This window comes from Winogradskyella pacifica (genome assembly GCF_003386275.1).
In the GTDB taxonomy this organism is placed as follows: domain Bacteria; phylum Bacteroidota; class Bacteroidia; order Flavobacteriales; family Flavobacteriaceae; genus Winogradskyella; species Winogradskyella pacifica.
This window is the reverse complement of the sequence record NZ_QREI01000001.1, coordinates 79,860-92,149: the sequence shown is the minus strand read 5'-3', so window position 1 is coordinate 92,149 and position 12,290 is coordinate 79,860. Positions and strand designations below refer to the sequence as shown.

9 protein-coding genes are annotated in these 12,290 nt (G+C 30.7%); 5 read left to right on the top strand and 4 right to left on the bottom strand.

All coding sequences use genetic code 11. The features are described from left to right. Nucleotides 1–10: 10 nt before the first annotated feature. Genes DFQ09_RS00400 through DFQ09_RS00385 form a run of 4 tightly spaced genes read left to right on the top strand, consistent with a single transcriptional unit; the run spans nt 11 to nt 6,032 of the window. Nucleotides 11–649, top strand: coding sequence for a hypothetical protein (locus tag DFQ09_RS00400; RefSeq protein WP_115807621.1), 639 nt, complete (start codon nt 11–13; stop codon nt 647–649). Nucleotides 650–651: 2 nt separating this feature from the next. After that, nucleotides 652–1,821 carry an SIR2 family protein gene (locus DFQ09_RS00395; RefSeq protein WP_115807620.1) on the top strand — a complete coding sequence of 390 codons (1,170 nt, stop codon included), beginning with the start codon at nt 652–654 and terminating at the stop codon, nt 1,819–1,821. A 12-nt stretch (nt 1,822–1,833) separates the two neighbouring features. Beyond that, nucleotides 1,834–4,779: an McrB family protein gene (locus DFQ09_RS00390; protein WP_115807619.1), complete on the top strand. Its 2,946-nt coding sequence runs from the start codon at nt 1,834–1,836 to the stop codon at nt 4,777–4,779. After that, the gene (locus DFQ09_RS00385) at nt 4,779–6,032 is read left to right on the top strand and encodes an McrC family protein (RefSeq protein WP_115807618.1); all 1,254 of its coding nucleotides are present in this window, start codon (nt 4,779–4,781) and stop codon (nt 6,030–6,032) included. Before DFQ09_RS00390 ends, DFQ09_RS00385 begins: the two co-directional genes overlap by 1 nt. 518 nt (nt 6,033–6,550) lie before the next feature. Here the strand turns inward: DFQ09_RS00385 and DFQ09_RS00380 are convergent. Both DFQ09_RS00380 and DFQ09_RS00375 read right to left on the bottom strand, forming a co-directional pair. After that, nucleotides 6,551–6,979 carry an organic hydroperoxide resistance protein gene (locus DFQ09_RS00380; RefSeq protein WP_115807617.1) on the bottom strand — a complete coding sequence of 143 codons (429 nt, stop codon included), beginning with the start codon at nt 6,977–6,979 and terminating at the stop codon, nt 6,551–6,553. Between the two features lie 169 nt (nt 6,980–7,148). Next, nucleotides 7,149–7,301: an SsrA-binding protein gene (locus tag DFQ09_RS00375; RefSeq protein ID WP_115807616.1), complete on the bottom strand. Its 153-nt coding sequence runs from the start codon at nt 7,299–7,301 to the stop codon at nt 7,149–7,151. Between the two features lie 563 nt (nt 7,302–7,864). On the opposite strand from DFQ09_RS00375, the gene DFQ09_RS00370 reads away from it, so the two are divergent. Continuing rightward, on the top strand, nt 7,865–9,826 hold the full coding sequence (locus DFQ09_RS00370) for an endonuclease (protein WP_115807615.1): 1,962 nt from the start codon (nt 7,865–7,867) through the stop codon (nt 9,824–9,826). 79 nt (nt 9,827–9,905) lie between these two features. Here the strand turns inward: DFQ09_RS00370 and DFQ09_RS00365 are convergent, their stop codons facing one another. Together DFQ09_RS00365 and DFQ09_RS00360 are read right to left on the bottom strand one after the other, a co-directional pair. Continuing rightward, entirely contained in the window at nt 9,906–11,873 is a 1,968-nt protein-coding gene (locus DFQ09_RS00365; RefSeq protein WP_115807614.1) for a M56 family metallopeptidase, read from the bottom strand. Between the two features lie 2 nt (nt 11,874–11,875). Continuing rightward, nucleotides 11,876–12,235, bottom strand: a complete 360-nt coding sequence (locus tag DFQ09_RS00360) for a BlaI/MecI/CopY family transcriptional regulator (RefSeq protein WP_115807613.1) — start codon at nt 12,233–12,235, stop codon at nt 11,876–11,878. Between the last annotated feature and the right edge of the window lie 55 nt (nt 12,236–12,290).

Below are 12,290 nucleotides of genomic sequence, written 5' to 3'. Positions count from 1 at the left end.
AAATAAAACTATGACTAAAACAATTTCGGAATTATATTATTTAATAAATGTATTAGACAATATTAACTTTCATTATTTAAGAACATTCAATAGAATACATCAAGATTATTTTTCCTATCCTATAGCTTTTTTTAATCACGAGTATAGAGGTCGTCCAATAATAGATTTACTTGTAGACTTAGATTATAATGATACTTTAAGTGATAATTTTAAAGCTGGTCAATTTTACTCAGAACAGTTTAGTCAGGGAAAATGTGTTATTATAGATGATAATTATATTTCATTTCACTGTAATTTATCACAAGTATTATTTTGTAAACTAGCACAATTATTAAATTCTGATATTCGAACAGTAATTGAAGCTTTTAAGGATGAAAAAATGATAAAACATCCTTTTTATGCCAAGTTAGATAAAGCAAATTATTATACCTATCATCCTAATAGTCATGATGAAATATGGGCTGTTATTAGACCTCAGTTATCCCATTCTGGAGTATTATTAAATTTTCTAAATACCATTGGACAGTACTTACGCTATACCATTCATGGGAGAATGGAATTAAAACTTCCAGAACTTGAAATGCTTCTAAGTGATTATATTCAGACCTACAATTTTGAAAATTTTGTTTTAAATATTGAAGATAATTAAACATGAAAAAGTTAACAGTATTATTAGGTGCAGGTTTTTCATTTCCTGCAGGTATGCCATTAGCTAATGATATAAGAACACGCTTTGATCGCGATCAAAAAAGCAAACTTCTAAGAATGGGCTCTGGAGAGTGGATGTGGGAAGACGAAAAGGATGCTACTACAATACATAATGGCCTTTTAGGCGTTGAGCAATTGGCTTACTCATATATACTTGATGAAATAATAAAGACATACAATCGAGAAGTTGATGATTTTGATAATTACGAAGTGTTTTTTGCCTTCATAATGAATAAATTCAATGACATGGATTGGTTTAAAGAAGTCTACAAGAGAGCTAAGACAACTCTTATAGCTGATAAACCATATCTTATTGGTGAACCAGAAGCTCATGCGCCCTACTTATACTTATTTGAAAGAGATCCTTATTTGGAGCAATTATCTCAAATTATTAACCATCTGATAAGTGATCTTCTCTTTGTTAATAGTAATAAAATTGACGAAGCTTTTCGGGAATATCAAATATTTCTAGAATATATAAAGCAATTTGATCAAGTAGATATATACACTTTAAACCACGATGTGCTTTTAGAAGGATTATTGCAAAGAGAAGGCTTAAATTATTCAAGAGGTTTTACAACAACAAATTCGGAAATACAATATGAAGATCAACCGCTAAAAGTATTTCAAAATGAATTTTCAGAAAAAATAAGAATTCATAAGTTGCATGGTAGTCTAGATTATTTCAGATTTGAGCACTTTGAAGATAGAGGTAAAATGTTTTTGCAACATACAGGGAAATACAATTACTTTACAACTAATAGCTATCGTGCTAAGCATTATGCAACAAGAATAGATCCAAAAACAAAGAAGGTAATCCAAGATATGAATTTTGATATCACACCTAAGTTTATTACTGGAACTAATAAAACGGATATTATTGATAATGATATTATGTATTCTCAGTTACTTCAAAACTTTAAGGATTCTATTGGGGCTGCGCAAACAATCTTAATTTCAGGTTATTCTTATGGTGACGAGCACGTAAATAACGAATTAAAAAAACGCAAAGATTTAAATATTTTTAATCAGAATCCATTTGTTGATTATCCTTTTGAAGCTGCAACTAATCGTAACTTAAATAATTTGGACGATCTTCTAGAATTTATTTAGAGTTAAAAAATTATGACTGAAAATGAAAAACAAATTTGGAAATCAACTATAGAGCAGATTCTAGTAGAGAATGAAAGTTGGGATAAAAAAAATAAAAGTGAACGCTATCACGTAATCTTTAAAAAAGTAAAAATGCCACCTAAAGTTGTTTTAGCTAGAGCATTTAATGTGATTGAAGCAGAGTATCCAGAATTAGAGGTAAAATCAGTTAGTGGCGGCGTTCCTACAAATCAATTCATAGAGGAAATAGGTTTTAAAATAACTGAAGATTTTATCTACAATACTACCGATAGAAGCAAACTTATTAAACACCTAGAAAAACGGGTTAAGAAACTCGATCTCTTTCAAGGTTTTATAAAATTTGGTCACACTATCCTTACTGATTTAAATATAGAGGTGTACAAGGTAAGATTGGCTATTGAAAGCCAAGGAATACTTTCGGTTATTGTTGGGATGAGAGCGGCTTACTCATATATCGAAAAAGATGATTATGCTCATATTGGTTTTCTAGTCAGCAAAAAGTTTAAAGATCAGAACAAAAGTAAATATAACTTTGTTTACGATTATCCATACAAAGGCGAACCAGAGCAAAACTTTATAAAAATCAAAGTTAAAAATTGGTCTGAAGTAGATGAAGAATTAATTCAAGAACACAAAACTCAATTTCAACTTCAATATAATGCAATAAAAAATTCCAAAAGAACACAATGGAATGTTGAAGCTAATACCACTAATAACGCACTTAAATATTTAATGTTTAAGAATGAAAATATAGAGAAATTTATGAGTCAATCAAACAAAGAAAAAAATATAATTGATCTATCTAAAAATAGAATATACAAGTTGTCGATGGGTACATTTCTTAAAACGACAGCTTATAGAAAAGCTAATCTACTTGAAAAATTTGAAGGTCATAAATGGGCTGTCATGGGAAGGTACACAGGTAATAATCAAGGTGAAAACTGGATGAATGAAGCAGTTATAGGTGATTACGCTTATATAACTTGTGGAAGAAATAAACTCTCACATCTTATTAGATTTACATCAAATTCTAAAGAATTGCCAAAAGAAATAAATGATATTATTGGTAACAGCGAGTTTACTTATAGAGAATATGAAATTATCTTAAAACCTTTTATTGATAATACTAGAAGTTTAGTAAATGATAAACGGGATTGGCTACCTAGCGGTTATTCCACTTTCAAAGAAATTAAAAATATTGAAGAGGCCAATAAACTACTTTTTCAGCCTTTTTACCAAGCTATATTATTACGAAATAATAATATAGAAAACCTGATTAACGTTAAAAAAGAATTTATCGATTGGCTTTTGCAAAATCCTAGATCTAACTATTTTAATAACGATGTAGAGCTTTTAAATAGATACTTAGATGAATACAATACGTATTTTGATATGGATATTTTTGAAGTTTCAAAATCCAACTATTTTAATATTATAAAAGCGATAAATGAAGTTGCATATAAAAACGAGGATAACGATTTTATAAAATACAGCAAACGGGAAAGCACACATAGACCCAGAGCAATTTTAGGTAAGGATAACTATTATAAATTTTTAAACCAAAAGTTCGGTGAGACTAATAACAACGATAACGGTGTGAATAGATTAAAAGAACCTTTAAATCAAATTTTGTATGGTCCTCCAGGAACTGGAAAAACGTTTTTTTTACAAAATGAGTATTTCTCAAAATTCACAATTTCTGAAGAAAACTTAACAACTGAACAAGTACATGATAAAATAGCAGAAGATTTAAGTTGGTGGCAAACATTTGCTATAGCCCTTAGAGATATAGGTGAATCAAATACAAAAGAAATATTAGCGCATCCTATAGTAAAAGCAAAAGAACGTTTATCAAGTGCTAAATCAATTCACCCTATTCTATGGAGTAGATTACAAGCACATACAGTAAATTCTTGCCCTAATGTAAATGTAAAAGACAGAAGTGAGCCACAGATATTTTTCAAAACTAAAGAATCTAAATGGAGTCTAGAAGAAGAAGCTGTAGTAAACTTATATCCAGAAGTAGATGAACTTTTAAACGAGGTTAAAGATCCATCAATTGAATTTAATGATTCTATCAAAAATTTCGAATTTGTTACTTTTCATCAATCGTTTACATACGAGGATTTTGTAGAAGGTATAAAACCTTTACTTGAAACAGGAAGCACTGATATATCCTATGAAATAAAAGACGGTGTCTTTAAACAATTAGCCTATAAAGCAGAACAAGATCCAGATAATGACTATGCTATTTTTATTGATGAAATAAATAGAGGGAATGTAGCTTCAATTTTCGGGGAACTAATAACTCTACTTGAAGGTGATAAAAGAATTGGAGAGGTTAATGAAATAAAAGTTAGGTTACCATATTCAAAAAAAATGTTTGGTGTACCAAGCAACCTTTATGTAATTGGAACAATGAATACAGCAGATCGTTCTGTTGAAGCTTTAGATAGTGCTTTAAGACGTCGTTTCAGCTTTAAAGAAGTAATGCCTAATTATAAAGTTATTAGCACGGTTTTAGGCGATAAAAATGAATGGAACGACACACAAATTAGTGTCATTTTAGAAAAAATAAACAAGCGCATCAAACGTTTAATAGATCGAGACCATCAAATAGGTCATTCCTATTTTTTAAAATTATCAAAAATTGAGAATATAAATATTACTGAAAGTTTGAAAGCTGTTTTTTCAGAAAATATTATTCCGCTTCTTCAAGAATACTTTTTCAATGATTTTAATAAAATTGGGTTAGTACTGGGCGATGGTTTTTTAAAGACTGATGATGAAATGGAAAATGAGAGGAAAGAAAATTTGTTTGCAGTATTTAGTAAAGGTGATAGCTCAAATTATGAAGATGAGGTTTTCGAGATAATAGATCCAAAAACAATGGAAGACGAGGAATTTATAAATGCCATCAATAAGCTTATCAATTAGTGAGTAAGAAAAACACATATCAACCTTTACAATTCTTTGAGTACGAAAGAGTCTCCTACATAGGAAAATGGAATGATGAACGATTTTTAAAAAATCATTTTCAAGCTTTTGAACAATACTATAATGAAAATCCTAACACACCTTTTTTTGAATTAATCCCGAACGGTGTACGTTTTAAACAATATGTAGGAGTAATACAAATAGGAAAAACAACAATTGAAGTATTGCCTAAATCAGGTAAAGAAAACAATAAAAATATCTGGCAAGGTGTTTTATTGGATATGCTAAAAACTTGCAACTTATTAACCGCAAAAAATACGGGTACCGCACAACTACGGTTAAAATCTAATTCGCTATTGCATTTATATTTTGAATTATTTTTAAATGAAGTTGAAATATTAATTCAACGAGGTTTAATAAAAAAATACAGAAGAGAATCAGGTCAAGCAAAGGCTTTAAAAGGCCCTATTCAATTTGCTAAACACATATCAAAAAACACTATTCATAAAGAACGTTTTTATATAAATAAAAGTTTATATGATAATAACCACTTGATTCACCAAATACTAAACGAAACGATTAAAGTAGTATCTCATTTTACTTCAGAATCTATTGTATTAGATAAGCTAAATAGAATAAAAACTTTATTTCCTATTACAGACAACCTAAGAGTAAAAAGTAACCATTTTAAGAAAATCCCAATTTCACGTAAGCATATTCCTTATGAGAAGGCGTTACTTATTTCAGAATTAATAATAATGAATTACCGACCAGATATCAAGTCTGGGAACAAAAATTTAATAGCATTAATGTTTGATATGAATAAGCTTTGGGAAGAATACATACTGCAATCAATAAAAAAAGAGGGCAGCAAAGAATTTATCATAAGAGGCCAAAAACAAAAGGTCTTTTGGAATAAAAAAGTAATAAAGCCTGATATTGTTTTAGAGTCTAGAAGTGGAGATAAAACCTTTATTATTGATACTAAATGGAAAGTTGTAAATGATGGTAAACCAGGTGATGATGATTTAAAGCAGATGTATGCTTATAACTATAGATGGAATTGTAATCATAGTATGTTATTATATCCTTCAACAACAAATCAGAATACCATTAAGGGTGATTATTTTATTGCAGAAGATGATAAGGCGCATTCTTGCGAATTAGCGTTTGCCGAAGTTTTAAAAGATGGTAAATTGAATAGAGATATTGCCAAAGAAATTTTGGAGTCGTTTGAAGCTAACGTAAATTAATCCCACACTTCCAGCACATACTAATTCCTTCATTCCGTAAAAACTACATTCACTCAATCGCAAGAGCTTCCAGTTCCGCGCAATACTCGTTATGTCCTTTTCACACCTGTCTATCGAACAGACGCTACATTGCCATAACCAGTATTTTTCGCCAGCCCACTAATAATTATAAAACATAGACTTAGTCGTTTTTATAAGTTTGTTTTCATTTGATTTTTTTTATCTTTACGATAAGATTGAAAATATAACAAACATATAGAAAATCAATCGCTGTGGGAGCTAATAGGCTACCTAATAATTAAGAAATTTGCAAATGCCTTTATTTATTAAGGTTTGTGGTACTGGGTTTGAATCCAGTCGAGGTCACTACTAAAACCAATACTTTCAAGCAATTTTGAAAGTGTTGGTTTTTTTGATTTATAGAATGTTTGCCTGTTTTATACAATAAAACCACGATGATCATAAAGATATACGTGGTTCTATTAATTATTTTTTAATAAATTTATTAGATCGGAATCTTATTCATCAAGTAATAAATTTAAAGTTACTGTAATATTATCGCGTGTTGCTTTACTAAAAGGACAGGCTTCATGTGCTTTTTCTACGAGGTCTTCACCTGTTTTTAAATCGACTCCTGGGATATAACAATCCAAAGTGGCTTCTAAGCAAAAGCCATCGTCATCTTTACAAAACCCAATAATAGCAGTGACACTTAATGCGTCATTATCTATTTCGATGCCTTCATTCTTAGCGACAGATTGTAAGGCTCCGCCAAAACATGCTGCGTAGGCGGCACCAAAAAGTTGTTCTGGGTTTGTGCCGTCTCCACCTTTGCCTCCCATAGATTTAGGGACAGAAAGATTGTGATCTAAAGGTCCATCTTCTGACGTGATATGTCCTGTTCTTCCTCCTTCTGCTATTGTGGTTGCTTCATATAATGTTTTCATGGTCTTTTGTTTTTAATGTTAGTATACTAAATATAATACGTTACAACTATCTAATAAAATCTTCGGTCTTAAATTTCTCATAAATTTAGATAATGTTAAAAGAAAACTTTAGTTATAAAGTGATTTGCCTTAGAAAGAATAGAAGATAGAATCCATAAAAAAGGATTAATTAGCCTAGCGCATTTTTAGTTACATAAACGCGCCAACCTATTATAGCAAGTTGAAGCTTAGAAGCTTTGCTAAGGTCTAATTGTTTTTTAGTGTAAGAAGGAAGTATGGCTTTGTTAAGTTTAGCCAGGATTTTAAAGATTTTAGTTTTCATAGTAAATTGAATAATAAATCTTTAACAAAAATAGTAAAACTTATTCTAGAACTAAGCTTTACTTTTTTTGGTTGGTAATTTAATTGGTTTTCATTTAGATTGAAGAAATAATAATTTCAATAATCAATTTAGTTAATGTCATCATAGTTTTTAAGTTTAGAGGTTAATAAATTACTTCGTTTGTTTGATTGAGATTTCAATATATAATCTAAACAATGTTCCGCCAAATGATTTGGAATAAATCGATGAATTTGGATTCTAATTTATAACTAAAAATACCATTTGTGTTTCAATATATTGTGACTTGCCTATGATTGTGTTTCATTTTATTGTTTTAATAGTGGTTTGTGGCTTCGTTTTGATACTTTTATAGGGGTGTTTTTGAATAGGTATCTAAATCGTAGGGGACTTTCGTCCTGAAAATGACTAAATCTCTACGTTTGGTTATTGTTCTACATATTTTTCATGATAATTTTCATGTTTTATTTGAAGTGTTTTTCGTATTTAATATTACCGTAACAGATAGACATAATAATAGAACTATCTTTGTGAAAAAGTAAGCGATGAATAAAATTACTATTGTAATATTACTATTAATTTCAGGATTTAGTTGGTCTCAAGTTTTAGTGATTAATGAATTAGAACCTGATAGTCCTAGTATAGATACTGATGAGTTTATTGAAATAAAATCAACAACTCCGAATTTTTCAACAGATGGCTACATCTTAGTGTTCTTTAATGGATCGAGTAGTGGCGGCGATAGCAGCTATTTTACATATGATTTAAATGGTTTAACAACAGATATTAATGGTTTGTTGGTTGTGGGTAGTGCGAATGTGACTCCTTTTCCACAATCTTTAATGTCCGAAAATGTCATTCAGAATGGTCCAGATGCCGTGGGTATTTATCAAGCTTCGGTAAATGATTTCCCAGAAGAAACGGTAGCAACTCAAACGAATCTAATTGATGCTATGGTGTATGGAACTAATGATTCTGATGCCACTGGTTTATTAGATAAGTTAGGTGAAACACTTCAGCATAATGATAGTGGTACTAATGCCAATCCAAAATCGATTCAACGTTTTGTAGATGGTATGGGGAATGAAACATTTGCGTCTGCAACTCCAACACCGCGAAGAGAGAATGATGGATCTGGTATTACTATTACCGCGATAGCAATTTCAGTAACAGAAACACAGATCGGGGAAGGTGAGGCTTTTGATATTTTGTTTACGTCAGATACAGAGATTACTTCAGATTTAAACTTCAATATAAGTTTAGATAATTACGGGTTTAATACCTCGGATTATACTGGGAGTACAAGTATTACAATTTTATCTGGTGAAACTACAGCGAGTACCACAATTACTATAGTTGATGATGCGGATGATGAGGGTGATGAGGTTTTAAAAATTAGATTTTTAGATTTAGTTGAACCCATTATTGCTAATAATGGTGATATTGAAATACGAGTTGTAGATAATGATTTTACAGTAGCAGCTTGGGGGACACCATTAGAGCCAACATACGGCATTGTAGAAAGTACACAACCAAATGGCTATTATAGTAATTTAGATGGTTTAGCTGATGTAGAATTGCGACAAGCATTACAAGATATTGTAGCAGATCCAAGTGTTGTTAGAGCGCAGACGTATGCTGATGTTATTGATATTTTAAAAGAAGCTGATCAAAATCCGGAACATAGTAATGAGGTTTGGTTGGTGTATTTAGAAGAAGGACGTGCTAAATTAGATATTCAAACAAATTCCTTAAGTACAGGGAAGTGGAATAGAGAACATACATTTCCGAGATCTCGTGGTGGATTTGACAGTATAGAGGAAGATGAAATTGCAGATGGGATTGATGTGTATTGGACAACCAAAGCAGACTCGTTACGTCATGGGAATTCTGATGCACATGCGTTAAGAGCTGCAGACGGACCAGAAAATAGTAGTAGAAATAACCAGTTCTATGGTCAGTATAATGGTCCAAGTGGAACAGCAGGTAAATTTAAAGGAGATGTGGCAAGAGGTGTATTCTATATGGCAGTACGTTATAATGGGTTAGAAATTGTTAATGGCTTTCCGGAAGGCAATGTTGGTGAGTTTGGCGATTTAGCAACCTTATTAGATTGGCATAGAAATGATCCGCCAGATGATTTTGAAATGAATAGAAATAACGTAATTTATAACTGGCAGAAGAATAGAAACCCATTTATAGATCAGCCAGATATGATAGAATATATTTGGGGAAATAGAATTGGTGAAGATTGGGATCAAGTATTAAATGTTACTGATAATACAGAGCTTAAAGTAGCTATATTTCCTAATCCAACAACAGGACGTGTTTATATTTCAGGATTAAATGCTAATGCAGATGTTGAAGTTTATTCTATTGATGGAAAACTTTTAAAGCAATCGCAATCTGTTGAGGAGTATATAGATTTAGATGTGGCTTCTGGCTTGTACCTTTTAAAGTTGACAAGCGAGAATCGTTCTGTGATTAAGAAGGTTATTGTCGATTAACGTATAATATTACTTCAATAAAAAAGCCAAACTGAATTTAAACAGTTTGGCTTTTTTAGTATTTGAGATGATGTAAATTTTATTCTTGAGTTCTTGCAATTAAAGTGCCTTCTGATTTTCCGAATTCTATATTTGGAATACCATCAGTGACTTTCCAGGCGGCACTACTTTTAGATCCTTTTCCATCTTCGAGGCTAATTTTTATACTTGTAATCTCGCCAGCTTTGTTGCGTTTTAATTTTGAATACTTAACCGTGATTCCAATTCTTTTAAGTTCATTTACGTGAGAATCTAAAATTTGATCTGGTGTAGATTTTGAAATATAAGCAATGGATCCATTTTTTGAAGCATCTTCATCGTCAATAAAAGTGACGTTGCTTATTTCTGCCTTGCTTACTTTCCATTGGCTATCTTTTTTTATCGCTTTGCTGTCTTTTAAAACTAATTCAATAACACCATTTTTTCCTTTGTCGCCGTAAGTGTCAATAGCGTTTTCGCCTTTTAAAACAGTCATACTTTCAATATCATTAGGATCAATAGTTTTTAAATAACTTGAAAGAGCAGGTTTACCATTTACAATTATTAAAGGTTTTGGATTCTGAGAATCGTAACGTGAGTTGTAAATTGCCTTATTGGATGGGTCATGAATTATGACTTCTTGACTGATAATTTTAGGTTTAGATCCATCTTCATAATAAAAATCAGATTTTTTGTTGATTTGACTCTTAATCTCTAAAGAATCCATAGAGGAATGAATAGTGTCTTTATTAAAACTTAATTGACTAATTTTAGTCTTGTATTCAGGAGTTTGAGTATTAAAATAGATACTGTCTTCGATTATAAAGGTTGTATTTTTATGATCGTTAGGTTGAACGACCTCAACCCCAAAGCTGCCGTCATCATCCATTTTAAATTCAAAAGGAGCAATACCATCTTTGTCTTTAACATGGTAATTTGTAGTGCCGTTTTCTGTTTTAAAATCAATATTTAAATTCGAAATTTCGCTATTTCTGTTTCGCTTTACGTGTTTTATGGTCATGGTGACATTCTTAGACTTTAACCATGTTTTCATTTTGTATAAGCTTTCATCGCTCATATTTTTTGTAAACTTAACCTTGATACTTTCAGTTGAGATGGCATCAATAATCTCAGTTGTGTTGGTGTTTTTAATGATGTCATTTTTAACTTCAACATAAACAGTTTCCGTATTCATACTCATTAATAAGCCAGCTAAAAGCGGAAGAATTAAAAGGTACTTAAATAGATTTTTTTTATTTGATCTCGATTTGTTTAACATAAGAATTCGTTTTTTGATTGATGAATTATAAAAATTATTAGATACTATAGTAGCGTGATTAGTAACGCTGGTTTTTAATAATAAATGTTGGTATTCTTTTGTGGTGTTGGTAAGGGATTGTGTTTTAGAATCTGCGATATATTCTAAGTTTTGGCGCACTTCTTTTTTGTACAACCAAATTAAGGGGTTAAACCAAAATAGAATGCAAGCCAATTGTGTACAGATAATATCTATAGAATGCAATTGGTTAACATGAACTTTCTCGTGTGTTAGAATAAGTTGAAGTTCTTCTGCGTCATACGATTCCGGATTATAAACAATCCATTTAAAAAATGAAAATGGTGAAATTTTAGTATCTACAATCACATAAGTGAAATGTTGGTCTTTGTGTTTTGGATTTTTTAGAAGGAGTAAAACTAACGAGCCCAACTGAAAAACAAACTGAACGCTAAACACGATTATTCCAATACTATATAGTATAGGAATAAGTTTAAACCAATCAAATGCGACTTCAGTTGGAGTAGTAACAAAACTTGAAGGTGTAGATGATATAAAGGTTGTTACTTCATTTGCTATAGGTTCAACAGGGATATAAACAGGAATTACGATTAAGGGGAAAATTAACGCAAGTACTAATCCCGTTAAAAGAAACCATCGGTTGTGCTCAAAAAAAGTTTCTTTTTTCAAAAAAAAGTAAAAACACACATACATTATGGCAATTACGGCTGATGCTTTTAATAGATATTCCATAATTATTTTTTGTTTTCTATTAAGGCAATAATCTCTTTTAACTCATCGACACTAATTTTTTCTTCCTTAGCAAAAAATGAAACAACATTTTTGTACGAGCTATTAAAGTAGTTTTCAATAGCAGTATTCATAAACTTGGTTTTATAGTCTTTTTTGGTTACAATAGGGAAGTACTGATGTGTTTTGCCATAGGCATTATAACTAACATAGCCTTTTTCTTCTAGATTTCTAATAATGGTAGAAAGCGTATTGTAATGTGGTTTATCAACCGATATCTCTGCTAATACATCTTTTACAAAAGCTTTTTCCAACTTCCATAAAATGTGCATTATTTCTTCTTCTTTATTTGTTAGCTTTTGCATAAACGTAAAATCTAGTGTTAGTCTTTAATTCAAATGTATAACTATTTTTGTAGTT